Below are 25,211 nucleotides of genomic sequence, written 5' to 3' on the forward strand. Positions count from 1 at the left end.
AGGTATACATACTGTATGCACGAATTGTCGGGCCGCGAGCGCGCGTACGCCTACCTGCGCGACCAGGTGCTGTCGTCGCCGGCCGCGACCGGGACGTTCCTCAACGAGGGTGAACTCGCGTCGCAGATCGGCGTCTCGCGGACCCCGGTGCGCGAGGCGCTCCTGCTGCTCGTGTCCGAAGGTCTGATCGAGATGGTCCGTGGCCGCGGGGCCTACGTGCCGCCGATGTCCGGCCGCCAGATCGGGGAGCTGATGGACCTGCGCGGCGTGCTCGAGCGGCATGCCGCGGACCTCTGCCTGACGGCGGGAACCGTCCCCGTGGACCGGATGTCGGACACCCTCGATCAGCAGGAGGCGCTGAGCGAGGGCGCCGCCGAGGATCACGCCCGCACGTTCATCGCCCTCGACGGCGCGTTCCACCAACACCTCATCGACGCGGCGGGCAGCGAACTGCTCTCCCACACCTACGCCGGGCTGCGAGCGCGGCAGCTGCGGGCCGGTCTGTCCGCCTTGTTCGGCGCTCCGGACCGCAAGCATCAGGTGTGCACCGAGCACCGCGCCATCGTCGACGCTCTGCGCGCCGGCGACGCCGCGCGGACCGCGGAGGCAATCGATGCACACCTGACGGTCACGACGCGGATTCTGTTGCGGGGGTGAGGTTCCGCGCGACGTACTGCTCCTCCTCGGCGGGGTCGGGCCCGCGTCCGAGGATCAGGCCCAGCACGGTGAGCACGCCGGTCACCACGATGTAGGAGAACACCGGGACCCAGCTGTCGAAGCGGTCCAGCAGGTAAGTGAACATCAGCGGGGCGATGGCGCCGCCGAAGACGCCGGCGATGGTGTACGCCAGGGACGCACCCGTCGAGCGCAGGCGCAGCGAGAACTGCTCGGTGACGAAGGCCGCCTGCGGGCCGTACATGAACGAGTGGAACGTCAGCCCCACCACGACGCCGAGCACGAGCATGCCGAACGAGCTGCCGCCGATGAGCAGGAAGAACACGGCGACCCAGACCACGCCGCCGACGGCCGCCACGGCGTAGACCAGGCGGCGGTTGACGAGGTCGCTCACGGCCCCGGCCAGCGGAATGGTGACGAGCTGGAACGCGGATCCGATGAGGATGGCGGTGAGCACCTCGCTACGGACGAACCCGAGCTTGGACACGCCGTACGTGATGGAGAAGACGGTGAAGAGGGCGTAGATCACGTCGGGCGCGATGCGGGAAAGGATCGCCGCGATCAGCGGCCGCGTCTGGGTGCGGAACACCTCGGTGATCGGCGCCTCGGGTCGGTCGCCGCTCTCCTGGATGGCCTTGAAGACGGGGGTGTCCTCGAGCTTCAGACGGATCCAGAGACCGAAGCCGACCAGCACGGCGGAGAACAGGAACGCCACGCGCCAACCCCAGGACTCGAACTGCTCCTCGGTGAGGGCGAACGTGAGCCCGGCGAGCGCACCGTTGGCCATGAGGTTGCCGGCGGGCGGGCCGATCTGCGCGGCCGAGGACCAGAATCCGCGACGTCGGGGGTTGCCGTACTCGCTGGAGAGCAGGACCGCACCGCCCCACTCGCCGCCGACGGCGACACCCTGGGCGAAGCGCAACAGCACCAGGATGATCGGCGCGGCGACGCCGATGGTCGCGTAGCCGGGCAGGAGTCCGATGAGGAACGTTGTGACGCCGATGAGCAGCAGGGTGATCACCAGCAGCTGTTTGCGTCCGATGACGTCGCCGAGTCGGCCGAACACGAACCCGCCGATGGGGCGCGCGACGTAGCCGACGGCGTAGGTGGAGAACGCGAGCAGGGTTCCGGTGAGCGGGTCGGACTCCGGGAAGAAGATGATCGGGAAGATCAGCGCGGCGGAGGCCGAGTAGACCGCGAAGTCGTACCACTCGAGGGCCGTGCCGGTCAGGCTGGCCGCGAAAGCCTTGGTCAGGGACTTGCGGTCGGGCCGCCCTGCCTGCCTTCCGTCGTGTGTGGTGGCGTCCATGGGATTCCTTTCGGGGTGTCGTAGGTCATATACTTGCTGTATACAGAACGTATGCGCAAGCCCCTGGCGCAGACGAAACACAGAGTTTTCACGGACCCCCGGGTCCCACAGACCCCCCGAGACGGAGACCGCTCATGACCGACGCCACCACCCTCACCTTCGATCTGCCCGACGGCAGTACCCGCGACGTCGTGGTGCACACCCTGCTCAACGCGGGATACGCCGGCCGCAACCAGGAGGAAGTGGCCGCCCACATCGCCGAACTGGCGGAGCTCGGCGTCCCGGCCCCCACCACCACGCCCGCGCTCTACCCCGTCTCGCCCTACCTGGCGCAACAGACGTCGTCGGTGGCGGTCCAGCACGGCCGCACGTCCGGCGAGGCGGAGTGGGCGCTGATCGTCGCCGGCGACACGCGGGACGACGTCCTGCTGACCGTCGCGTGCGATCACACCGACCGCGAGCTCGAGGTCCACGGGGTGGCGTGGAGCAAGAACGCCTCGCCCGACGTCCTCGGGTCCGCCGCGTGGAAACTCACCGAGGTGGCGGACCACCTCGACCGCATCGCGCTGCGCGCGTGGGCCGACGACGTCCTCATCCAGGACGCGTCGCTCGCGGACCTGCTGACGCCCGACCACTGGTTGGACGCGCTGGCCGAGCGGGACCTGTTCCGCGCGGGCACGGTGCTGCTGTCCGGCACAGTGCAGATGGCACCGGGGGTCGAGCAGTTCGCCTCGTCGTGGCGTGTGGAGCTGCACGACCCGGTCCTCGATCGCCGCGTGACCTGCAGCTACACGGTCGAACGCATGCCGTCGCCGATGGGCTGACGACAACCGCGTTAGGGTGATTCGGTACGAGAAACCGCAGTTCGCGATCGGGCGCCCGCCCGGTCAGACGAGGAGAATGTCGTGACCAAGCCCGAGATCGAGTTCCAGCCCGGCCCGCCGCCCACCGATCTCGTGGTCGAGGACATCACCGTCGGGGAGGGCGCGGAAGCGAAGCCCGGCGGCACCGTCGAGGTCCACTACGTGGGCGTCGAGTTCGACACCGGCGAGGAATTCGACTCGTCCTGGAACCGCGGCGAGTCCATCACCTTCCCGCTGCGCGGTCTGATCCAGGGCTGGCAGGACGGCATTCCCGGCATGAAGGTCGGCGGGCGTCGTCGTCTGACCATCCCGCCGGAGCTCGCCTACGGCCCCGCCGGTGCCGGCCACCGGCTGTCCGGCAAGACGCTCGTCTTCGTCATCGATCTCCTGAACGCCTGATCGACCCGGGGTCCTCGCCGACCTCGAGCACCACGCGTGCCCCGCCCAGCGGGCTCGCCTCCACCCGCGCACTGCCGCCGTGGAGGTGGGCCTGCTGGGCCACCAGGGCCAACCCCAACCCCGAGCCACCCGGCGCTGCCCCCGTGCCGCGTTCGAAGCGGCCGAACACACGCTCCCGCTCCGCTTCCGGGATGCCCGTCCCGTCGTCGTCGACCACGATGCGACCACCGACCGGCGTGCGCTCCACCCCGATCACCACCGTGCTCGCCCGGCCGTGCCGGGCCGCGTTGCGCACGGCGTTGTCCAATGCCAGCCGCAGACCGGCCGGATGCCCGTGCAGCGGAACGGGTTCCGCCGCCTCCACCCGCACGGTCACGCCCGGCACCGACCGCACCGCGTCGCGGGCCACCAGATCCGCCACGTCCACGGCGTCCATCGGGACGCGTTCGGCGGCCGTCGTCAACTCACCGGAGGCGAGCTTCTCCAGCGCGCCGAGCGTCGTCTCCACCCGTCCCTGGGTGCGTTGCAGGTCGGTCAGAATCTCCCGTCGTTGCTCGTCGGAGAGGTCCAACGTGCGCAGCACCTCGATGTCGGTGCGCATCGCCGTCAGCGGGGTGCGGAGCTCGTGCGCCGACACCGCCGCGAAGTCGCGCGCCGTCTCGAGCGCGCTCTCCGTCCGCGCGCGGGCGTCCTCGACGCGTTGCAGCATGTCCGCGACCGCGGCGGCGAGCTCGTCCGCCTCGCGCACACCCGTGGACCGCCGCGGCGGGACGGGTGGTTCCCGGGCGACGTCGCGGGTCAGCCGCATCAGCGGCCGCACCGCGCGGCCACCGAGCAACCAGCCCAGCACCGTCGACGCACCGACGGCGAGCACGCCGGCCCGCAGCACCTGCCACTGCTGGTCGTCCGTGATGTCCTGGGCCTCCGACAGCGGCACCGCGATCGAGACCGTCGCGCCCGCGCGGGTGGGGACGTCGGCGGTGTAGACGCGGAACGGAACCCCGTCGACGTCGACCGTCGTCGATCCGGGCCCGAGCGCCGGCAGCTCCGGTTGCGTGCTGGCCCGGACCGTGCCGTTCTGCCGGATGGTGATGCCGAACGCCTCGGACTCGCCGAGGAAGCCGAGGAACATCTCGAACGTCTGCGCCCGCGGCACGACGACGTCGGACGCCAGCTCCAGCCGACGGTCCAGCTGGAGCACGTTGTTGCGGGAGATCGCCGCGGCCACGTACCAGCCGATGAGCGAGACGATGATGATCGCCCCGAGGGCGGTCGCCGCCGCCACGCGGGCGCGCAGCGAGAACGCGCGCCTCATGCTCCGGGCCGCAGCACGAACCCCACGCCGCGGACCGTGTGCAGGACGCGCGGCGTGCCGTCCGCCTCCATCTTCCGGCGCAGGTAGCCGACGAAGACGTCGACGACGTTGGTGTCGGCGACGAAGTCGTAACCCCACACGAGTTCCAGCAACCGCTCGCGGCTGAGGACCACGCCGTGATTGCGGGCCAGCACGGCGAGCAGTTCGAACTCCCGCTTGGTCAGGTCGAGGGGGCGCCCCGCGATGGTCGCTCGATGGCCCGGCTCGTCCACCGTGAGCGGCCCGACGACGACGGCGTCGTTCGGCCCGTCGGCCGCCGTGGTGCGTCGTCGCAGCATCGCGTTGATGCGGGCGACGAGCTCGGCGAGGACGAACGGTTTGGTCAGGTAGTCGTCGGCCCCGGCCTCGAGGCCGGCGATGCGGTCGTCCACCGAACTGCGGGCGCTGAGCACGCAGACGGGCACGTCGTTGCCGCGGGCACGCAACGCGGAGACGACGCCACTGCCGTCGAGGACGGGCATGTTCATGTCCAGCACCACCACGTCGGGACGACGCGCGTCGACCAGGTCGAGCGCCACGGCGCCGTCCGGGGCAGTGATCACCGTGAATCCGCTCAGGCGGAGTCCGCGTTCGAGGGAGGCGAGGACGTCGGCGTCGTCGTCGACGACGAGGACGGTGGCGGAATCGGGCACGGGGCCATTCTGCCGTGTTCGTCGCGCGGGGTTTTCGGGTACGAACTCCGATCATGAGCACTGCGCCCACCGTCCTGTGGTTCCGCCGCGACCTCCGGCTGGGCGATCACCCGGCTCTCGCGCACGCCGCGGAGGCCGGGGGCGACGTCCTGGCGCTGTTCGTGCTCGACCCGGCGCTGCTGAATCCCGCCGGCGCTGCGCGGCGCGACGTGCTCTACCGGGCCCTCGCGTCGCTCGACGAGGCGTTGGACGGCCGGTTGCTGGTGGTGAAGGGCGACCCGGTGACGGCGGTCCCGAAGGTCGCGACGGCGGTCGGGGCCGAGGCCGTGCACGCGAGCGAGGACTTCGGACCGTACGGACGACGGCGGGACGAGCAGGTGGGGGAGAGGGTGGACCTGGTCTTCACCGGCTCCCCGTACACCGTGTCGCCGGGGCGCATCACCAAGGACGACGGCGACCCCTTCAAGGTGTTCACGCCGTTCTACCGGCGGTGGCAGGAGCACGGGTGGCGGGATCCGGCGGACACGTCGGCGTCGAGCGCGTCGTGGATCGACCCGGGCGACGTCTCGGGTGGGCCTCGCCGCGTGACGGTTCCGAGCGAGAAGCACCACGTCGACGCCGAGATCGGCGAGAAGGAAGCGCTGACGGCGTGGAAGGACTTCGTCGACGATCGGGCGAGCGGCTACGGCGACGAGCGCAACCGGCCCGATCTCGACAGCACCAGCCGCATGTCGGTCTACCTCAAGTACGGCATGATCCATCCGCGGACGCTGCTCGCGGACCTGAAAGGCAAAGCGGCCGAACCGTATCGGCGCGAGCTGTGCTTCCGCGACTTCTACGCCGACGTGCTGTACCAGCGCCCCGACAGCGCCCGCGAGAACTACGACAAGCGGTTCGACAGGATCGAACTGGACTCCGGCAAGCACGCCGACGAGCTGTTCGACGCCTGGTGCGAGGGACGTACCGGCTACCCGATCGTCGACGCCGGGATGCGCCAGCTGGTGTCGGAGAACTGGATGCACAACCGCGTTCGCATGATCGTCGCGTCGTTCCTGGTCAAGGACCTGCACCTGCCGTGGTGGCGGGGGGCGCGGTTCTTCCTGCAGCACCTCATGGACGGCGACATCGCGAGCAACCAGCACGGGTGGCAGTGGACGGCGGGCACGGGCACCGACGCCTCGCCGTACTTCCGCGTCTTCAACCCCACCACGCAGGGCGAGAAGTTCGACCCGCAGGGCGACTACGTGCGCCGCTGGGTGCCTGAACTGCGCGGCGTCGAGGGCAAGGCGGTCCACGCCCTGAAGGACGGTCGGCCGGAGGACTACCCGGAGCCGATCGTGGACCACAAGCACGAGCGCGAGGAGGCGCTGCGGCGGTTCGCGGCCATCAAGGAGTAGAAGCGAATCGGGTGCAGTAGTCCACGCTGAGGGTGGACAACTGCACAGGATTCACACTCGCCCGCGGAACGCCTCGGCGAGGGCGTCGAGCACGGAGGCGTCCTCGATGGTCGACGGCACCACCACCTCCGCGCCGTCGGCCATCTGCCGCATGGTCTTGCGCAGGATCTTCCCCGAGCGCGTCTTCGGCAGCGCGGCCACCACGGTGACGTCCTTGAACGAGGCGACGGCGCCGATGTCCGCGCGGACGGCCGCGATCAGGTCGGTCCGCAGCTGGTCCTCGGTGATGTCGGCGCCCGCCTTGAGCACGACGTACGCCGACGGCTTCTGTCCCTTGGTCTCGTCGTGCACGCCGATCACCGCGCACTCCGCGACGGCCGGATGCGTGGCGACGACGGCTTCGATACTGCCCGTGGACAATCGGTGCCCGGCCACGTTGATGACGTCGTCGGTCCGGCCGAGGACGGTCAGGTACCCGTCCTCGTCGATCAGGCCGGAATCGCCGGTGAGGTAGTACCCGTCGAACGCCGAGAGGTACGACTCGACGTAGCGCGTCTCGTCGTTCCACAGCCCGGTGAGCGTGCCGGGCGGCAGGGGAAGTTCGACCACGATGGACCCCTCGGTCCCGGCGGGCACGGGGCCACCCGAGGCGTCGACCACGGCGACCCGGAAACCCGGCACCGGGACGGTGGGGGAGCCGGCCTTGATCGGCATCGGTTCGAGGCCACGCAGATTGGCGCAGATGGGCCACCCGGTCTCGGTCTGCCACCAGTGATCGACGACGGGTCGGTCCAGCACCCGCGACGCCCACGCGAAGGTGTCCGGGTCGAGGCGCTCGCCGGCGACGAAGAGGGCGTCGAGCCCGCTGGTGTCGTAGGACGCGAGCAATGCGGCATCGGGGTCGACCTTGCGGATCGCCCGCAGCGCGGTCGGAGCCGTGAACAGCACGCGCACATCGTGATCGGCGATCACCCGCCAGAACGCGCCCGCATCGGGAGTGCCGACGGGTTTGCCCTCGTACAGCACCGTCGTGGCGCCGGCGAACAACGGACCGTAGACGATGTAGCTGTGGCCGACGACCCACCCGACGTCGCTCGCGGTCCACATGACCTGCCCCGGGCCGATGTCGTAGATCGCCCGCATCGACCACGTCAGGGCCACGGCGTGGCCACCGTTGTCCCGCACGACGCCCTTCGGCTTGCCCGTGGTGCCGGAGGTGTAGAGCACGTAGAGCGGATCGGTGGCCGCCACGGCGACCGGATCGGCGGGCGACGCAGCGGCCAGGGCGTCGTCGAAGTCCACCCAGTCGGCCGGCACCTCGGCGGGAATCTCGGTGCGACGCTTGACGATCACCGCCGACGGCGAGGCCGTGGACAGTGCCAGGGCGGTGCGGACCGGCTCGACGTAGTCGACGGTGCGGCCCGGTTCGAGACCGCCGGTGGCGGTGACGACGGCGACCGGGGCGGCGTCGTCGAGCCGGGCGGCTAGTTCCTTGGCGGCGAATCCGCCGAAGACCACGGAGTGCACGGCGCCGAGGCGTGCGCAGGCCAGCATGGCGATCACCGCCTCCGGAATCATCGGCAGGTAGATCACCACGCGGTCGCCGGTGCCCACCCCGTGTTCGCGCAGCACGCCGGCGAAGCGGGCGACGAGGTCCAGCAACTCGGCGTAGGTGTACGACGCCCGGGTGCCGGTCATCGCCGAATCGTGGATGAGGGCGACGCGGTCACCGGCCCCGCTCGCGACGTGGCGGTCGAGGGCGTTGACGCAGGTGTTGAGCTCGCCGTCCGGGAACCAGCGGTAGAAGGGCGGCCTCGACGAATCCAGGGCACGGGTGGGCGGAACGGTCCAGTCGACGGCCCGCGCGGCGTCCAGCCAGAACGCGTCCGGATCGGTGGCGGCGGCGTCGTACGCCCGGCGGTAGGCACCCGAATCGGTCATGGCTCCGACTGTAAACGCCGTGGGAGCGCGTGGTTCGATGTTCGAATGACCGGTGGCCGAGAGAGCGCAGCGGAGGCCGACCGCGCCGCCGCCGACGACCTCGCCGCGGACACCGCCGACGTCGCCGACACCGGGGACGGGGCGCCGCCGCGGTCGCTCATCGTCACCGTGTTCGGCCTCTACGTCCGCGAGTTCGGCGGCTGGGTGGGTGTCGGCACGCTGATCCGGCTGCTCGAACCGCTGGGGGTCGACGCCCAGGCGGTCCGCTCGGCCGTCTCCCGGTTGAAGCGACGCGGCATCCTCGTGGCGGAGAAGCGGGGCACCACCGCCGGCTACGCGCTGTCGGACGTCGCACGCGAGATCCTCGCCCTCGGTGATCGCCGGATCTTCTCGCCGCCCCCCGAGACGGGGGAGGAGTGGGTCATGGTCGTGTTCTCGGTGCCCGAGAGCGAACGCAAGAACCGGCATGCACTCCGAACTCGGCTGTCCGGCATGGGTTTCGGCAACGTCACCTCCGGGGTGTGGGTTGCGCCCGCGCATCTCGCGGAGGACGCCCGCGTCGTTCTCGCGCGCGCCGGCCTGGACGGGTACGCGGACGTCTTCGCGGGCAGCAGACTGATCTCGGGCGACGTCGCCGACCGTGTCGGGCAGTGGTGGAACCTCGACGAGCTCGCGTCGTCGTACGAGCGGTTCGTCGTGCGCGTCGAGCCGCTGGTCGATCGGTGGCGGGCGGCGGATCCGTCGGCCGATCCCGCCGGGGCCTTCGCCGACTACGTCCGCGTGCTCACCGCGTGGCGACGACTGCCCTACCGCGACCCGGGCCTGCCCGCGAGTCTGCTGCCCGAGTCGTGGCCGGGGGTCGCGGCGCGCGATCTCTTCGGCGCGGTCCGGGAACTGCTGGAGAAGCCGGCGCATGCCTACGTGGACGAGGCTCCGACGCCGCGCTGACGGCTAGGCAGCCGGACGCTGCAACCGCTCGTCGGGAACGACGGCGGTGCCCATGATCTCGATGAGCGCCTCGGGCTGCCACAGCCCGGTGGTTCCGATGCCCGCCATCGCGGGGTAGACGGGGCCGGCGAGCTCGCGCCACACGCGCCCGATCTCCCGTCCGTGGGCCTGGTAGTCGGGGATGTCGGTGAGGAAGATCGTGATGCTCACGAGGTCCTCGGGCTGTCCGCCCGCCTCGGCGAGGGTGGTGAGGACGTTGCCGAACGCCTGCCGGAACTGCTCGACGATGCCGCCGGGGACGATGCGCATGTCCTTGTCCAGCGCCGTCTGTCCGCCCAGGTAGAGGGTGTTGCCGGCGAGGGTGCCGTGCGAGTAGCCGCTGGGGGTGGGGAGCGCGGCGGGGTTCACGGGCAGGTGCGTCATGGCGGTCCTTCGTCTCGGTGGGTGAGTTCGGATCGAGCTTAACCGATCTATTGCGTACTAGCGACGGTCGTGCAAAACTCGCTACATGAACCGCCGCGACCCCATCGATCGGGAGACGTCATGACGCTGCCGGTACCGACACCCGCCAAGGTGATCTGCTGCGGACTGAACTACGGCGACCACATCACCGAGACCGGACGCGAGCGCCCGCAGTACCCCACCCTGTTCGCCAAGTTCGCCGACACACTGATCGGCCCGACGGACGACATCGTGGTGCCCGACGACGCGCTGGTGGACTGGGAGGCCGAGCTCGCCGTGGTGGTGGGTCGACCGATCCGGCACGCGTCCCGCGCCGAGGCCGAGGCCGCGATCCTGGGATACGCCGTGGCCAACGACATCTCGATGCGCGACTGGCAGCGCCGCACCCTGCAGTGGTTCCAGGGCAAGGCGTGGGATGCGACGACGCCGGTCGGGCCCGTCGTCGCCACTCCCGACGAGGTCGATCCGGCCGCCGGCCTGACCATCACCTGCCGGGTCAACGGCGAGGAGGTGCAACGGGATTCGACGAAAACCCTCGTGTTCGACAGTGCCGACCTCCTGTCCTACGTCTCGACCTTCACCACGCTGCGGCCGGGGGACCTGATCCTCACCGGGACACCGGGCGGCGTGGGCATGTCCCGCGATCCGGCCCGCTACCTCGCCGACGGCGACGTCCTCGAGACGGAGATCGACGGTATCGGCCTGCTGCGCAACGTCGTTCGCGCCATCACCACCCCGAAGAACCTGCCGACAGAAGGAGATCAGTCATGACCGCACAGACCGAGTACGTCCTCGAGGGCGACAACTCGCAGTACGCGAGCGAGGGCGGACGCGTGATCCCCGTGGTCACCCGCGCCGGTGAGGAGGACGGCCGCACCGGTCAGACCGAGGGCGCGACGCGCGTCTCCGGCGTCGGACCGCAGCACACCCCCGCCACCAAGATCTGGTACGGCAAGGTCAGCAACGAGCCGGGCTACCGTTCCCTCGCCCATCACCACGGTGAGGCCGAGACCGGCGGCTACGTCCTCTCCGGCCGCGCCCGCATCTACTTCGGCGAGGACTACCAGGACTACATCGACATGGACGAGGGCGACTGGGTCTTCGTGCCGCCGTTCATGCCCCACATCGAGTGCAACCTCTCGCGCACCGAGCCGCTGCACTGGCTCACCACTCGCACCCCCGACAACATCGTGGTGAACCTTCCCGCGGTCGCCGACGAGTCGCTGCCGAATTGGCTGGACCGGCCGTGACCACCGTGAGCGGACCGGCCGTCACAGGGACCACCCCGACCTCCGCCGTCGTCACCGACGCGATCACGCTCACGCCGGCGGACCCGGTCGCGGCGGATCTGGCCTTCACCGCGGTGACGCAGCCGTGCCCCTGGCCCAAGGCGTACGGCGGGGACATGGTGGCCGCGGCGGCCGCCGCCGCGATGCGGTCGGTCACGGACGGCAAGACCGTGCACTCCATGCACTCGTACTTCCTGCGCCCGGTCGACATCGGCGCTCCGGTGCACTACGACGTCGAGATCGTCCGCGACGGACGACGATTCGCGACGCGTCAGGTGCGCGCGCTGCAGAACGGCAAGACGGCGTACCTGGCGCTGACCTCGTTCGCGGCCGGCGGCGAGAGCGGGTCGACGGCGAGCGTCGCCCCCGCGGACCTCCCGGCACCCGACGAGCTCCCGTCGTCCGCGCAGTATCTCGCGGACCGCCCCGTCACCGACGACGCGACGATGACCGAGGTGAGCAAGCAGTACTGGAGCGCCGGGCGCGGCGTCGACATGCGCCACGTCCCCGGACCGATCTACCTCGACGTCGAGGGGGGCCGAGACCCGCAGCAGGCGTTGTGGATCCGCCCGTTCGACGCACTGCGTCCGGTGTCGGGACTGACCGACGCGCAGCGGGATCTGGCCGCTCTCGCCTATGCCTGCGACTACACGATTCTCGAGCCGGTCCTGCGCGCCCTGGGTCACCCGTGGGCCGAACCGGGTCTGGTCACCGCCAGCCTCGACCACGCCATGTGGTTCCACCGTGCTCCCGCCCCCGGTGTCCTGGACGGGTGGCTGCTCTACACCCAGGAGGCCCTGTCCGCCGACGCCGGTCGCGGTGTGGGACTGGGCCGATTCTTCACTCCCGACGGAATTCACCTGGCCACCGTCGTCCAGGAAGGCATGATCGACCCGACTCGACAAGGAGCCGTGACATGAGCACGGAGACCACAGCGCCGGCACCGACCGGTCCCGACTCGCTCTCGCCGAGCGCGTACGTCGACACCTTCGCCCGCGACAACCTGCCTCCCGCCGAGCTGTGGCCGACGCTCGAGTTCACCACGCCCGAGCTGCAGTTCCCCGACCGGCTCAACGCCGGTGCGGAGCTCCTCGAGCGCGCCGTGGACCGGTTCGGCGAGGACCACCCGGCGCTGCGGACTCCCGACGGCATCGCGTGGACGCTCGGGGACCTGCGTGACCACACCCACCGGATCGCCCGGGTGCTGACCGAGGACCTGCACCTGCAGCCCGGGAACCGCGTTCTTCTCCGATCGCCGAACACCCCTCTGGCCGTGGCGTGTTGGCTGGCGGTGCTCGAAGCGGGCGGCATCGCCGTCGTCGTCATGAGCGCGCTGCGGGCCCGCGAGCTCGCACCGATCGTCGCGAAGACCCGTCCGTCCGTGGCGCTCGTGGACCACCGCGTGATCGACGACGTATGGACCGTGCGCGACGAGGGTGCTGCCGATCTGGTGGTGGTCCCGGTCGGCGGCGCCGGCGAGGACGATCTCGTGTCGCGGGCCGCGGGCAAGCCCACCGACTTCGTGCCGGTCGAGACGGCGGCGGACGACGTCGCCCTGCTCGCCCCGACCTCCGGCAGCACCGGAACGCCCAAGTTCTGCATGCACTTCCATCGCGACGTGCTGGCCATCGACGCCACGTTCGGCGCGGCCGGCCTGCGCCTGCGCAGTGACGACGTGGTGGCCTGCACCGCGCCGTTCGCGTTCACCTTCGGACTCGGCATGTTGGTGGTCTTCCCGTTGCGCGCCGGAGCGTGCGCGCTGCTGACCGACGCCGTCACCCCGCCGGCACTCGCCGACCTGGTGGAGTCGGAGAAGGTCACCGTGCTGGCCACCGCGCCCACCGCGTACCGGCAGATCATCAAGGCCGACAAGCTTCGTCGCCTGGCGGGCCTGCGCGTCGCGGTCAGTGCCGGCGAGCACATCCCCACCGGGGTGTGGACGCGCATTCGCGACGAGATCGGCCTCGAGGTGATCGACGGCATCGGGGCCACCGAGCTGCTGCACATCTTCCTGACGACGGCGGCGGCGGATGCACCCCGACCCGGCTCGACCGGCAGGCCGCTGCCCGGGTACCGCGCCGCAATTCTGGGCGACGACGGTGAGCCCGTGCCGGACGGAACGCCCGGCCGGCTCGCGGTCATCGGTCCCGTCGGGTGCCGGTACCTGGCCGACGAGCGTCAGTTCGAGCGCGTCGAGAACGGGTGGAACATCACCGGTGACACGTTCTACCGAGACGAGGACGGGTACTACTTCTACTGTGCCCGAACCGATTCGATGATCGTCTCGTCCGGCTACAACATCGGGGCGCCCGAGGTGGAGGCCTGCATCGACAGCCACTCCGCGGTGCTCGACGCGGCCGTGGTCGCCGAACCGGACCCGGACCGCGGATCCATCGTCAGTGCGTTCGTCGTGCTCCGCGACGGTGTGCCCGCGACCGACGAGACGGTGCGGTCCATCCAGGATCACGTGAAAGCCGAACTGGCGCCGTACAAGTACCCGCGCCGCATTCGCTTCGTCGACACCCTGCCGCGGAACTCGAGCGGCAAACTCCAACACTTCAAGCTCCGGCAGTCCTTCGAGACGCCGGCGGATCAGGAGGCACGGTCATGAGGATCGCCATCGTGGGTGGAGGACCCGGCGGGCTCTACTTCGCCGCCCTCGCCAAGCAGCTCGACCCCACTCACCGCATCGACGTCTGGGAGCGCAACGCCCCCGACGACACGTTCGGGTTCGGTGTGGTGTTCTCCGACGAGACGCTCGGCAGCATCGAGGGCGCGGACCCGGTGGTGCACGACGAGATGGAGCGTCTCTTCGCCCGGTGGACCGACATCGACGTCGAGGTCGACGGCCGGTCCTACACCGTCGGCGGTCAGGGCTTCGCGGCGATGAGCCGCAAGGAGCTGCTGAAGGTGCTCCAGCGCCGGGTCGCCGATCTCGGTGTGCAGGTGCAGTACTCGACGGAAGCGCCCGATCCGGACACGCTGCGGCGCACCTACGACCTGGTGATCGCCTCGGACGGCCTTAATTCCGCGGTTCGGACGCGCTACGAGGACGTCTTCCGGCCCACCCTCGATCGCCGGAACAACAAGTACATCTGGTTCGGCACCGACAAGGTGTTCGAGGCGTTCCAGTTCATCGTCGCCCACACCGAGTTCGGCACCATGCAGATCCACGGGTACCCGTACTCCGACCAGGGCTCCACGTTCATCGTCGAGATGCACGACGACGTCTGGCGCCGTGCGGGTCTGGATCGCACCGAGCACGAGCACTTCCCGCCAGGGGTCTCCGACGAGTACGCGGTCGAGCGTATCCGCGAGATCTTCGCCGACACGTTGGACGGGCACGAGATCCTCACCAACAACTCGAAGTGGCTGAACTTCCACACCGTGCGCAACGAGCGGTGGTTCGACGGCAACGTCGTCCTGCTCGGCGACGCTGCTCACACCGCCCACTTCTCCATCGGCTCCGGAACGAAGCTGGCCATGGAGGACGCCCTCGCCCTGGCGGCGTGCGTCCACGAGCACGCGGACATCGAGACCGCCCTCGCCGCGTACCAGGAGGAGCGCAAGCCGGTCGTCGAGAGCACGCAGCGCGCGGCGCAGGCGTCGCTCGAATGGTTCGAGAACATCGGCCTGTACGGCGATCAGGCGGACACGGAGTTCGTGTTCAATCTGCTGACGCGCTCGCGGCGCATCACGTTCGACAACCTGCGCGAGCGGGACGAGGAGTTCGCGGCGCTGGTGCAGTCGCGGTTCGCGGCCGCGAACCGAGTCGAGTCCGCGCCGCCCGCCATGTTCGTCCCCGGCCGGATCGGCGAGCTCGAGCTGGTGAACCGGATCGTGCTCTCGCCCATGGACATGTACGTCGCGACGGACGGAGTGCCGTCCGACTTCCACATGGTGCACCTGGGCTCGAAGGCGCTCGGCGGCGCGGGGCTGGTGATGACGGAGATGACCTGCGTCTCGCCGGAGGGGCGGATCACCCCCGGATGCCCCGGGCTCTGGACCGACGAGCAGCGGGATGCGTGGGCGCGGGTGACGCGGTTCGTTCACGAGAACAGTGCGGCGAAGATCGGTGTGCAGATCGGACATTCGGGCCGCAAGGGCTCGACCAAGCTCATGTGGGACGGCATCGATCAGCCGCTCGAGGAGGACAACTGGGAGGTGATCGGCCCGTCCGCCCTGCCGTACGGCGACGGATGCCACGTGCCACGGGAGGCGACGCGCGACGATCTGGACGCGGTGGTGCGGGACTTCGTCGCCACGGCCGAGCGGGCCGTCGCGGCCGGCTTCGATCTGATCGAGGTCCATGCGGCGCACGGGTACCTGCTGTCGTCGTTCCTCTCGCCGATCGCCAACCACCGCACCGACTCCTACGGCGGATCGCTCGAGAATCGTCTCCGGTTCCCGCTCGAGGTGTTCGACGCCGTGCGCGCCGCCGTTCCGTCGTCGATCCCGGTGACGGTGCGCGTGTCCGCGACGGACTGGGCGCCGGACGGCAACACCGTCACCGACGCCGTGGAGATCGCGCGCGCGTTCGTCGAGCACGGCGCGGCCGCGATCGACGTCTCCACCGGGCAGGTGACCAAGGACGAGACGCCGGCGTTCGGGCGGTCGTACCAGACGCCGTTCGCGGATCGGATCCGTCACGAGGTGGCCGCGCAGGCCGGGGTGGCGGTGATCGCCGTGGGGGCGATCTCGTCGTACGACGACGTCAATTCCATCCTCCTGGCGGGTCGCGCCGACTTCTGCGCCCTGGGCCGCACGCATCTCTACGACCCCAACTGGACCCTGCACGCGGCGGCCGAACAGGAGTGGACGGGGGCGGGGGCGTCGTGGCCGCTGCCCTGGAAGGCCGGGCGTCGCCGGCCGCCGACCTCCCGCACCGACAAGGTGCCGCCGCGTCTGTCGCTGCTGCGCGACGGTGGCGAGGACACGACGCACGTGCGGTGGACCCCGAATCGCACGGTGGCCGAGGAGCGAACGGCCGTCCCCGTCGGGTAGGAACGTCCGGTGACCTTCTCCTACCGGTCCCGCGTCGAGTGGATGGACACCGACGCCGCCGGGATCTACCACAACAGCACCGTCGTTCGATTCGTCGAATCCGCCGAGGCCGCACTCGTTCGCGAGTGGGGCCTCGGCTCGGTGTATTTCCCTCGGGTACCGCGCGTGCGCTACGAGGTGGACTTCCTCGCTCCGTTGTACTTCGGCCAGGAGGTGACCACCGAGCTCTCCGTCGCCCGCGTCGGCTCGTCGTCCCTGCGCTTCGAGTTCACGGTGCGGGGCGAGGCGTTCGACGGCCGCGACGCCGTGGTGGCCGCGCGCGGCTCCTACGTCGTGGTGCACATCGATCGCGCGACCGGACAGGCGCGTGACTGGCCGTCCGAGTGGGTGGATCGCTTCCGGGGCTAGCTCGCCAGGGTGCGCGACGGGCTCTCGCCGAACTCGGCACGGTAGGCCTGCGAGAACCGGCCGAGGTGGAAGAAGCCCCAGCGGGCCGCGACCTCGGTGACGCTCTCGGCGCCGGGACCGCCGGCGACGAGGTCGTGGTGGGCCCGGTTCAGCCGGACGCGACGCAGTTCCTCGAGCGGGGTGGTGCCGCGCTCACGGTGGAACGACGCCTGGAGCGTGCGGGCGCTCACCCCGGCCTCGGCCGCGAGATCCGCCACGCGCCAGGACTTCTCGGGATGCTCCTCGATGAGGGCCAGGGCGTGCCGGACCGAGCGGGAGGTGACCACGGTCTCGTCCGGCCGCGGCCCGTGGGCACTGCTGTTGGGCTGGGCGGCCAGCAGCCCGCCGATCACGACCTGTTCGAAGTGCCGCGCGGCGAGGGGTGAGTGCAACAGGCCGGAGTCGCTGTCCACCTCGTCGCAGGCGTAGCGCACCAACCGCATCCAACTCGCCACCGTCGGCGCGGCCAGATCCACCAGCGGGTGGAAGACCACCGGTTCGTCGGTGTCGGCCGCGAACTGCACGGCGTCGCGCGGAATGTGGACCAGCAGTTGCTCGCAGTCGGCGGACCACACCATGTCGACGGGCAGGGTGGGCGAGGGGAGGGACGCGAACCGCCGGTCCGACACCACCTCGGTGTCGCCGACACGGACCCGAGCGCGACCGCTGAGCGGGATCTGGACCAGATAGAACGATCCGAACGTGCCCGGGGTGATGCGCACTTCCTCGCCGTAGCGGAGGTAGTTGATCCCGATGGAGCCGACCGACGCGGCGTTGTGCACGAGTGACAAGGCGCCGCGTCGGTCGGTGACGGTGAGACCGTGCGGACAGAACGTTTCGCCGACCGAGGTGCGGGCCTCGTCCAGGTCGGACGTGGTCAGCACCGGGTGGCGACGCAACAGCGTGGACATGGGCCTCCCTCGAGTCGCTCGAGTGTGACCCCCATCATACCAACTACGTGTTGCGTCGATGTTTCGATCGTCGAAAAACTGTCATAAGCCGCACGGTCAGTGGCCCCGGAATGCCTCCGCGAGCCACCAGGCGCCGCCGTCGGGCGCGATCTTGGCGTCGATGACCAGAACACCCTGCGGGGATCGGAGCCACTCCGCGACCGGCGCGAGGTCCGCCGTCGTCCGCACGGTGACTCCCGTGGCGCCGTAGCCGCGCGCCACCGCGGCGATGTCGACGTCCGGGAACGTGACCGTCGACAGATCGACGTCGTCGGCGTGGTCCGGGCCCGCGAAGTGGTGCACCTCGGCGCCGTACGCGGCGTCGTCGTACACCGCGATCACCAGCGGAGTGCCCAGCCGCACCGCCGTCTCGAGCTCGGCGATCCCCATGAGGAACCCGCCGTCACCGGTGCCGATCACGGGCAGTCGATCGGGGCGGGTGAGCGCCGCGCCGAGTCCGCTGGCAAGGCCCAGGCCGATCGACTGGAAGGCCTGCGTGAAGCAGAACGAGTGGTGATCGGGCACACGCAGGTACGTCGACGGGTACCCCATGAAGTTCCCCGAGTCGATCGCCACCAGTCGTTCCGCCGGCAGCAGCCGGTCCAGTTCGGCCGAGAACACCCGCGGATCGATCGTGTCCGCGGTGGACAGATTCTCGGTGGGGGTGTCGTTCCACCACCGGCGCTCCGCGAGGCGGGCCGACACCTCCGCCGTCCGGTAGCGCTGCGCGGTGTCACCGACGGCAGCCAGGACGTCGGCGGCCGTCGCCCGGCAGTCCCCGTGGATGCCCAGCGTCACCGGGCGGTGGGCGCCGAGGGCCTCGGCGGTGTCGTCGATCTGCACCACGCGGGTGTTCTCCCCGATGAGGGAGCCGTGCCGCATCGTCCACATGTTGAGCGCGCACCCCCACCCCACGATCAGGTCGGCGTTCGAGATCAATTCGGCCGTCAGCGGTGCGGAGAATCCGCCCGAGATGCCGAGATCGAACTCGTGCCCGCGGAAGAGGCCGTTCGCGACGGCCGACGTGGCCACCAGCGCGCCGACGCGATCGGCCAGCGCGGCGATCTCGTCGCCCGCGTTCCGCCCACCGCGGCCGGCGACGAAGACCGGTCGCTCCGACTCGTCGATCAGCCGAACGAGCTCCCGCACGGCCGAGTCCGCCGGCCGCACCGGGGCGGGGGCGACGGGTCGGCGCACCGTCGTCGTCTCGGGGGCCGGCGACGCCTGCACGTCGAGCGGCAGGCTCACCACGACGGTGCGGCGACCGTGCACCGCGGTCTGCCAGGCCCGGGTGACGTCCGCGACCGCCGTCTCGGCGGAGTGCACGCGCTCGGGCACCGCGCCCACGGACAGGGCCAGCGCGTCCTGATCGATGCGGAAGTTCGACAGGCGGCTCGATGCCGCCACGTCCGCGGTGAGCACGATCATCGGCGTTCGACTCTTGGCCGCCTCGCCTATTCCGGTGACGGCGTTGGTCAGTCCGCATCCCTGGTGCAGGGTGAGGACGCCCGGGTGCGCGGAGAAGCGGCTGTAGCCGTCGGCCATCGACGCCGCGCCGCCCTCGTGTCGGGCCGCGGTGAACGGCACGCCGCGTGCGATCAGGGCGTTGGTGACGGCGAAGTTGCCGCTGCCCACCACCCCGAACGCGTGGCCGACACCGAGCTCGGTCAGTACCTGCGCGACGACGTCGGCGACCGTGGCGGTGGGCACCGCGGTGGGCGCAGCGGTGGGCACGGCCGTTGCCGTCGCGGTGCTCACGCCGCCCCCGGCACGAACGCGAGCACGCGTGCGGGCGAGCCGGTTCCGCCGACGATCGGCAGCGGGGAGGCCACCAGGACGGCCCCGGTCGCAGGCAGTCGGTCGAGGTTCTGCAGCTGCGTCAGGCCGTACTTGTCGGCGCCGAGCAGGTGGTAGTGCACCGGGAACATCGGGTCCATGCCGCCCGCCTGGCCGGCGTCGACCCCGACGGTCTCGACGGCGAATCCGGTGATCGACGACGCCGCCAGCCACTCGGCGCCGGCCACGGAGACCCCGGGGGTGTGCGGGCCGGAGTCGTCGGCGTTGAGGAACGCGTCGGCGTCGTGGTTGCGGGCACTCCAGCCGGTCCGGAAGACCAACCACGCGCCGTCCGGCAACGGACCGTGCTCGGCGACGTGGGCGTCGAGATGCGCGGGCTCGAGCAGGAAGTCGGGATCGCGGGAGACCTCGTCACGGAAGTCGAGCACCACGGCGGGACCGACCAGGCGGCCGGGCGGAATGGTGTCGACGGTGTGCCCGTCGCGGCCCGTCGCCCAGTGCGCCGGAGCGTCGACGTGGGTGCCGGTGTGCTCGCCGGTGTGGATGTTGTTCCACCCCCAGCCGGGGCCGTCGTCGTCGAAGTTGCTGACCGGTTCCAGCGAGAGCGGAATCGTGTTCGCGAACGGCGCCGGCAACTGCAGGACCGGGGTCGAGGGCGACAGCGGGGCGGTGAGGTCGACGACGTGGACGGCGCCCGAGGCGAGGTCGGAGAGCAGGCTGTCCAGGGTGGTGGTCATGGCCGGAACCTTTCGGTCAGACCGCGCAGCCGGGTGGCCACGCGGGTGGTCGGGGAGGGGGCGATCAGCTGCTGGGCGACGAGATGGCCGGAGCCACCGCCCAATCCGGGACCCGGGTGGGTGAACGCCCCGATGTGGAACAGCCCGTCGATGCCGGTGCGGTGCCCGGTGCCGGTACCCGGCCGCCACAGCAGCGACTGGTCGATCTCGGCGGCGCCGCCGTACGGATCGCCGTGCACGGCATTGGCATTGGCGGCGGTGAGGTCCGTGGGCGTCAGCACCGCCGTGCCGGTGACCGACGCGCGCAGGCCGGGCGCGTACCGCTCGATGCGGGCGAGGACCCGGTCGACGTAGGCGGCGGTGACGGACTCGGTCCAGGACCCGTCGACCGCGATCGCGCCGGCCGCGTCGCCGATCGGCGCCCACGGCACCTCCTGCAGCTGGACCCACAGAGTGGACGCACCCGCGGGAGAGCGGGACGGATCGAGAACGTCCTGTTGTCCGACCACCACGGTGGGGTCGGCCGGCAACAGCCCGGATTCGGCCTGCGCACAGGCGATTCCGGTGCTCCCGGCGCCGTCCCCGACGTGAATCAGCGGGACCTCCCGCAGCCGGGTGTCCGTCCACGACACCGGGCGGTCGAGGGCCAGATGGATCTGCATCGCGGCCCGGCCGGGGCGGTGTCGCGCCGCGGCGCGTCGACCGGCGGGCGGGGCGACGTCGGCGCCCAGCAACTCCTGGTACAGACGCGGCGTGGACGACGACGCGAGCACGGCTCGTCGCGCGGCGATCCGCCGGTCACCGACGCGGACCCCGACGGCCCGACCGTCGGCGACGTCGATGTGCGACACCGGTTCGCCGAGGGCCACGGTGACTCCTCGCTCGGCGAGCAGCCTCCCGAACGCGGCGGTGAATTCCCCGGCGCCGCCGGTGACCACCGGCAGTCCCGCGGCGTGCATGCTGAACGCCATGATCGGCAGCATCAGCCCGCCGGTCGCGTGATCGGGGGACAGGCCCGCGTGCAGGAGCCACGGCGACCACAGCTGGTCGACTTCCCAGCCGCGGAACCGCTCTCGGACGTAGCCGCGTCCGCTCTGCAGCGCGACCCGGACGAAGTCCGTGCTGCCGTCCCGCCCGAGTGCCCGTAGCGCGCCGGCGCCGAGTCGGGCGAGGTCGAGCGGTCGCAGTTCCGACCCCAGCGCGCCGAACGCGTGCGGTGCCCACGACTCGAGCTCGGCCAGCATGTCGGCGTACGCGCGCCGATCCTCGTGGTGTTCGAAGGTCTCCGCCGTCACCGTCGGATCGCGATGGGCCACCACCGTGCCCCGGTCGGAGAGTCCCGCGGTGACCGCGCCGTCGGTGTTGGAGTACGCGAGGCCGTGTCGGTGCAGATCGGGTCCGAGGTCCGCGTACGCGCCACCGGTCACGAAGAGCGGATGCCAGGAGCTGAACGTGTCGTGGACGTGCCCGGGACGGGTCAGCTCGTCGGAGGCGACGAAGCCGCCCAACCGATCTCGCTCGTCGACCAGCGCCACGGACCAGCCGGCGCCCGCCAGTTCCGCGGCGGCCACCATGCCGTTGATGCCCGCACCGACGACGACGGCGTCCACCGTCTCCGCCGCGGGGCCCGGGTGAGCTGCTGTCACCGCCGCACTCGCTTCTTCAGCTTCTGCACGAGGTCACGGTAGTCACTCGGGTTGATCGGCAGGAGCCATTCCTTCGCCTTGGTCAGGCGCGAGACACCGAGACCGATGTCCGAGAGCGTCTCGTCGATGTTGTGCACCGAGAACGGAATGACGTTGGTGCCGCGCGCGTGGTTCCCGCGAGTGCGTTCGCGCATCCACCGCAGGCGGGTGGCCACCTGCTGACGCATCTCGTCGTCGCTCGGCAGGGTGTGGTTGCCGCCGAGCAGGGAGCCGATCCACAGCGCCGACACCTCGGCGGAGAGCGGGGAGAAGAACGACGAGTTGTAGCCGGCGAAGCTCAGATCGTCCACCCCCACCGGGTGGATCTGGCGGTAGAGCACGTAGTCGCCACGCTCGTCGGTGAACCGGTTCAGCACCTCGTCCGGCAGGAACGGGATGGTCTGACGCCAGCCCGTCGCGGCCAGGATCACGTCGGTGCGAACGATCGAGCCGTCGGAGAGTTCGGCGTGCGGCTTCCCGTCCTTCTCGAGCAGTCGGGTGACGGTGGTGTCGCGACGAACGTCGATGCGCCCGTCGGCGACGGCCTCGAAGAAGCCCTCGGTGACCAACGACACGGTGGCGCGGGCGATGTCGGCGAACGTGCCCAGCGGGACGAGGCCGAGCTTCTCGAGCTGCAGCTGCTTGGTGGTCACCGAGCCCACGCTGTCGACCATGTTGCCCGCGATCAACGAGTTCCGCGCGTGCAGCAGACGCTCGACGCCGCTCACCGTGTGGTAACGGAAGATGCCCTCGCCGAGTCGGGTGAGCATGAGGTACTTGTAGTTCAGGACGCCCTTGATCTTGCGGGGGAGCTTCCACAACAGTTCGCGGGCCACGACGGTGGTCGACGCGGCGACGCCGGCGACCTCGACGGTGATGTCGCAGGCGGACTTTCCGTAGCCCACCACCATCGCGTGCTTGCCGGCCACCTGATCGAGGTGGTGGAGATCGCCCGCGGGCATGATCTCGCCGCCGGCGGCGAGGAAGTCCTCGCGTCCCTCGAACGGCGGGACGAACGGCTCGGAGAAGATGCCGCTCGCGAGCACCAGGTGGTCGACGTGGCGGGTGTCGGTGCCCTTCTCGCTCGCCGTCGTCACGTCCCAGCCGCCGGTCGCCGCGGGGGTCGCGGAGACCACCTCGGTGCTGCACTCGACGGCCGAGAGGATGCCGAACTTCCGGGCGTAGTTCTCCAGGTAGGCCTGAACCTGTTCTCCCGACGGCCATTCCGGGTAGTGCTTCGGCATCGGCATCTCGGACAATGCGTAGGTGCCCTTGTTGTTCTGGGTCTTCAGACCCGGGTAGCGACGCGTGGCGCTCCACACGCCGCCGACGTCGGGGGCCTTCTCCCAGACGACGACGTCGTGGCCGAGTTCGGTGAGGACGCGTGCTGTGGACAGGCCGGCGAAACCGGCGCCGACGATGCCGACGAGCAGTCGAGGTGCGGTGGTCATGCGGGATCCTGTTCGGCGAGTTGGGGAATGGCGGGCACGGCACGTTCCGGACCCATGGCGGAGTAGCCGCCGTCGGCGGCCCAGTCGGCCCCCGTGACGACGGAGGCGGCGTCGGAGGCGAGGAAGGCGACGACGTCGCCGACTTCTCGCGGATCGCCCACGCGCCCTGTGAGGTGGAAGGGTGCGGCCACGCGGTCGGTCTTCGCGCGGTCGCCGCCCGACAGGCCGTCCATGATCGCGGACCACGTCCACCCGGGGCTGACCGAGTTGACGCGGATACCGTCGGGGGCGAGGTCCATCGCCATCGAGCGCGTCAGCTGCGCGATCGCGGCCTTGCACGCGGGGTAGACCCAGCGTCCGGTCTGCGCGACCGAACTGGAGATCGACGTGAAGTTGACGACGGCGGCATGCGGTGAGGCGACCAGGTGCGGATGGGCGGCCTGGACCAGCGCGACCATCGAGACGACGTTGACGTCGAGGGCGGTCAGCCAGTCGGCCCGTGGGGTGGCGAAGCCGTCGTCGAGGTAGACCGCGGCGAGGTTGACCACGATGTCGAGGCCTCCGTGGGCGTCGACGACGGCCGCGACGAACGCGCGCACAGCTGCGTCGTCGGTGACGTCGAGGTGGCGGAACGTCACCGACTCGCCCGACTCGGCGGCTGCGCGCTCGCCGTTCTCGTCGTCGATGTCGGCGATCACGACGGTCGCTCCCGAGTCGGCCAGGGCAGCGACGACGCCCCGCCCGAGCAGGGTGGCGCCGCCGGTGACGACGGCGGTCCGCCCGGTGAGATCGACTGCTGTCATTCGTCCTCCTCCATCCGTGTGACGCCGCGATCGGGGGCCCGATCACGTGTCGTGGATCACTGATGGCGGCGGACGTTACGGACGGTCCGGCAACGGCACTATCCGTTTCGCGCCGTCGTCGTCCGGATCGCGCCGGCAGGTCCGTCGCGCAGGGCTCTCCCGTTCCGCGTCGGGGGTCCGTAAGGTCGAGCCATGACCCTGATCGCCGAGGATCTGCTGCTGCTCCTGCTGGACGACGGCTCGGGAAAGCCCGTGGTCGACAGCACCAAGCTTCCGCGGGCGGTGGCGGGGGCCGTGATCCTCGAGCTCGCGATGTCCGGCGTGGTCACGGTCGCGCAGGACGGCGAGGACGTGAAGAAGGGGCGCCTCGCCGTGCGGGGTCCACGGCCGGACGAGCCGATTCTGCAGGAGGCGGTGGCCGCGATCGACGGGGCCAAGCGGCCCATGACGCCGAAGAGCGCCGTGGAGAAGCTGCACAAGGCGATGCACGAGAAGGTGCTGGCGCGGGTGATCGACCGCGGTTTCGTCGACGAGCAGAAGGGGCGGGTGCTGGGACTCTTCCCCACGACGTCCTGGCCGGCGCGGGACACCGTGCACGAGGCTCGGGTTCGCGAGACGTTGCAGTGGGTGCTGGTGGACGGGCGGGATCCCGATGCGCGGACCTGCGCGCTGGTGGCGCTGCTGTCGTCCATCGACGCCGTGCCGAAGGTCTTTCCCGGCGCGGACAAGCGGTCCATCAAGAAGCGGGCGGCGGAGATCGCCGAGGGTCAGTGGGCGTCCGAGGCCGTCCGCAGGGCGGTGGAGGACGTGTGGTCCGCCGTCGCGGTGGCGGTGATGGTTCCGACCATCGTCACCACGTCGTCCTGACCGGGTCCACGACGTCCTGACCGGGTCTACGCCGTCGTGGCCGATCGGACGAGAGTCGCTGTCACGATGCGGTTCTCGCCGCAGTGGCAGCGTTCGTAGATCACGACGCCCTCGCTCGTTCCGTGCCGGGACAGCTCGGTCCAGCGGTGCAGGCAGGCGATGGTGGTGGTCATGACGCCG

The 25,211-nt window shown here is 70.6% G+C and carries 24 protein-coding genes; 12 read left to right on the forward strand and 12 right to left on the reverse strand.

Annotated features, from left to right (window positions below):
* Positions 1-15 precede the first annotated feature (15 nt).
* On the forward strand, positions 16-657 hold the full coding sequence (locus tag HQ603_RS01380) for a GntR family transcriptional regulator (protein WP_068151051.1): 642 nt from the start codon (positions 16-18) through the stop codon (positions 655-657).
* Here HQ603_RS01380 and HQ603_RS01385 read toward each other — a convergent pair.
* Positions 629-1,984, reverse strand: coding sequence for an MFS transporter (locus HQ603_RS01385; protein WP_222682594.1), 1,356 nt, complete (start codon positions 1,982-1,984; stop codon positions 629-631). The genes HQ603_RS01380 and HQ603_RS01385 overlap by 29 nt on opposite strands.
* 134 nt (positions 1,985-2,118) lie before the next feature.
* On the opposite strand from HQ603_RS01385, the gene HQ603_RS01390 reads away from it, so the two are divergent.
* Together HQ603_RS01390 and HQ603_RS01395 are read left to right on the forward strand one after the other, a co-directional pair.
* Positions 2,119-2,808 (forward strand): DUF2848 domain-containing protein, encoded by a 690-nt coding sequence (locus HQ603_RS01390; protein ID WP_222682595.1) that lies wholly within the window; start codon positions 2,119-2,121, stop codon positions 2,806-2,808.
* Positions 2,809-2,889: 81 nt separating this feature from the next.
* Positions 2,890-3,246: an FKBP-type peptidyl-prolyl cis-trans isomerase gene (locus HQ603_RS01395; RefSeq protein ID WP_222682596.1), complete on the forward strand. Its 357-nt coding sequence runs from the start codon at positions 2,890-2,892 to the stop codon at positions 3,244-3,246.
* Here the strand turns inward: HQ603_RS01395 and HQ603_RS01400 are convergent.
* On the reverse strand, positions 3,224-4,561 hold the full coding sequence (locus HQ603_RS01400; RefSeq protein WP_222682597.1) for a sensor histidine kinase: 1,338 nt from the start codon (positions 4,559-4,561) through the stop codon (positions 3,224-3,226). The genes HQ603_RS01395 and HQ603_RS01400 overlap by 23 nt on opposite strands.
* Positions 4,558-5,253: a response regulator transcription factor gene (locus HQ603_RS01405; RefSeq protein WP_222682598.1), complete on the reverse strand. Its 696-nt coding sequence runs from the start codon at positions 5,251-5,253 to the stop codon at positions 4,558-4,560. The genes HQ603_RS01400 and HQ603_RS01405 overlap by 4 nt, the downstream gene beginning before the upstream one ends.
* Before the next feature lie 53 nt (positions 5,254-5,306).
* On the opposite strand from HQ603_RS01405, the gene HQ603_RS01410 reads away from it, so the two are divergent.
* Positions 5,307-6,650: a cryptochrome/photolyase family protein gene (locus tag HQ603_RS01410; RefSeq protein ID WP_222682599.1), complete on the forward strand. Its 1,344-nt coding sequence runs from the start codon at positions 5,307-5,309 to the stop codon at positions 6,648-6,650.
* Between the two features lie 51 nt (positions 6,651-6,701).
* On the opposite strand, the gene HQ603_RS01415 is transcribed toward HQ603_RS01410, so the two are convergent.
* On the reverse strand, positions 6,702-8,591 hold the full coding sequence (locus HQ603_RS01415; protein ID WP_222682600.1) for an acetate--CoA ligase: 1,890 nt from the start codon (positions 8,589-8,591) through the stop codon (positions 6,702-6,704).
* Positions 8,592-8,636: 45 nt separating this feature from the next.
* On the opposite strand from HQ603_RS01415, the gene HQ603_RS01420 reads away from it, so the two are divergent.
* On the forward strand, positions 8,637-9,539 hold the full coding sequence (locus HQ603_RS01420) for a PaaX family transcriptional regulator (RefSeq protein WP_222682601.1): 903 nt from the start codon (positions 8,637-8,639) through the stop codon (positions 9,537-9,539).
* A 3-nt stretch (positions 9,540-9,542) separates the two neighbouring features.
* On the opposite strand, the gene HQ603_RS01425 is transcribed toward HQ603_RS01420, so the two are convergent.
* Entirely contained in the window at positions 9,543-9,962 is a 420-nt protein-coding gene (locus HQ603_RS01425) for a RidA family protein (protein WP_222682602.1), read from the reverse strand.
* Between the two features lie 120 nt (positions 9,963-10,082).
* On the opposite strand from HQ603_RS01425, the gene HQ603_RS01430 reads away from it, so the two are divergent.
* From HQ603_RS01430 to HQ603_RS01455, 6 genes are read left to right on the forward strand one after another with little or no spacing between them, the layout of a single operon-like run.
* The gene (locus HQ603_RS01430) at positions 10,083-10,772 is read left to right on the forward strand and encodes a fumarylacetoacetate hydrolase family protein (protein WP_222682603.1); all 690 of its coding nucleotides are present in this window, start codon (positions 10,083-10,085) and stop codon (positions 10,770-10,772) included.
* Positions 10,769-11,251, forward strand: a complete 483-nt coding sequence (locus HQ603_RS01435; protein WP_222676567.1) for a cupin domain-containing protein — start codon at positions 10,769-10,771, stop codon at positions 11,249-11,251. Before HQ603_RS01430 ends, HQ603_RS01435 begins: the two co-directional genes overlap by 4 nt.
* A complete protein-coding gene (locus HQ603_RS01440) occupies positions 11,248-12,210 on the forward strand; it encodes an acyl-CoA thioesterase (RefSeq protein WP_308115869.1) in 963 nt (320 codons plus the stop codon). The genes HQ603_RS01435 and HQ603_RS01440 overlap by 4 nt, the downstream gene beginning before the upstream one ends.
* Positions 12,207-13,901, forward strand: a complete 1,695-nt coding sequence (locus HQ603_RS01445) for an AMP-binding protein (RefSeq protein WP_222682604.1) — start codon at positions 12,207-12,209, stop codon at positions 13,899-13,901. Before HQ603_RS01440 ends, HQ603_RS01445 begins: the two co-directional genes overlap by 4 nt.
* Positions 13,898-16,294 carry a bifunctional salicylyl-CoA 5-hydroxylase/oxidoreductase gene (locus tag HQ603_RS01450; RefSeq protein ID WP_222676569.1) on the forward strand — a complete coding sequence of 799 codons (2,397 nt, stop codon included), beginning with the start codon at positions 13,898-13,900 and terminating at the stop codon, positions 16,292-16,294. The genes HQ603_RS01445 and HQ603_RS01450 overlap by 4 nt, the downstream gene beginning before the upstream one ends.
* Before the next feature lie 9 nt (positions 16,295-16,303).
* Positions 16,304-16,702: an acyl-CoA thioesterase gene (locus tag HQ603_RS01455; protein ID WP_211266819.1), complete on the forward strand. Its 399-nt coding sequence runs from the start codon at positions 16,304-16,306 to the stop codon at positions 16,700-16,702.
* Here the strand turns inward: HQ603_RS01455 and HQ603_RS01460 are convergent.
* The 6 genes from HQ603_RS01460 to HQ603_RS01485 all read right to left on the reverse strand — a co-directional run bounded on the left by HQ603_RS01460 (position 16,699) and on the right by HQ603_RS01485 (position 24,164).
* Positions 16,699-17,652 (reverse strand): AraC family transcriptional regulator, encoded by a 954-nt coding sequence (locus HQ603_RS01460; RefSeq protein WP_222682605.1) that lies wholly within the window; start codon positions 17,650-17,652, stop codon positions 16,699-16,701. The genes HQ603_RS01455 and HQ603_RS01460 overlap by 4 nt on opposite strands.
* A 96-nt stretch (positions 17,653-17,748) precedes the next feature.
* The gene (locus HQ603_RS01465; protein ID WP_068151152.1) at positions 17,749-19,425 is read right to left on the reverse strand and encodes a thiamine pyrophosphate-binding protein; all 1,677 of its coding nucleotides are present in this window, start codon (positions 19,423-19,425) and stop codon (positions 17,749-17,751) included.
* Positions 19,426-19,445: 20 nt separating this feature from the next.
* Positions 19,446-20,225: a cyclase family protein gene (locus tag HQ603_RS01470; RefSeq protein ID WP_068151085.1), complete on the reverse strand. Its 780-nt coding sequence runs from the start codon at positions 20,223-20,225 to the stop codon at positions 19,446-19,448.
* Positions 20,222-21,871 carry a phytoene desaturase family protein gene (locus tag HQ603_RS01475; RefSeq protein WP_308115868.1) on the reverse strand — a complete coding sequence of 550 codons (1,650 nt, stop codon included), beginning with the start codon at positions 21,869-21,871 and terminating at the stop codon, positions 20,222-20,224. Before HQ603_RS01475 ends, HQ603_RS01470 begins: the two co-directional genes overlap by 4 nt.
* The gene (locus HQ603_RS01480) at positions 21,868-23,361 is read right to left on the reverse strand and encodes a flavin-containing monooxygenase (protein WP_222676571.1); all 1,494 of its coding nucleotides are present in this window, start codon (positions 23,359-23,361) and stop codon (positions 21,868-21,870) included. The genes HQ603_RS01475 and HQ603_RS01480 overlap by 4 nt, the downstream gene beginning before the upstream one ends.
* The gene (locus HQ603_RS01485) at positions 23,358-24,164 is read right to left on the reverse strand and encodes an SDR family oxidoreductase (protein WP_068151088.1); all 807 of its coding nucleotides are present in this window, start codon (positions 24,162-24,164) and stop codon (positions 23,358-23,360) included. The genes HQ603_RS01480 and HQ603_RS01485 overlap by 4 nt, the downstream gene beginning before the upstream one ends.
* A gap of 192 nt (positions 24,165-24,356) precedes the next feature.
* Here HQ603_RS01485 and HQ603_RS01490 point away from each other — a divergent pair, with 192 nt between their 5' ends.
* Positions 24,357-25,031, forward strand: coding sequence for a GOLPH3/VPS74 family protein (locus HQ603_RS01490; protein ID WP_222676572.1), 675 nt, complete (start codon positions 24,357-24,359; stop codon positions 25,029-25,031).
* Positions 25,032-25,057: 26 nt separating this feature from the next.
* On the opposite strand, the gene HQ603_RS01495 is transcribed toward HQ603_RS01490, so the two are convergent.
* Complete coding sequence (locus HQ603_RS01495) at positions 25,058-25,204, reverse strand: hypothetical protein (RefSeq protein WP_169818406.1); 147 nt, start codon at positions 25,202-25,204, stop codon at positions 25,058-25,060.
* Positions 25,205-25,211 lie beyond the last annotated feature (7 nt).

Source organism: Rhodococcoides corynebacterioides, assembly GCF_019834675.1.
Classification (GTDB): domain Bacteria; phylum Actinomycetota; class Actinomycetes; order Mycobacteriales; family Mycobacteriaceae; genus Rhodococcoides; species Rhodococcoides corynebacterioides_A.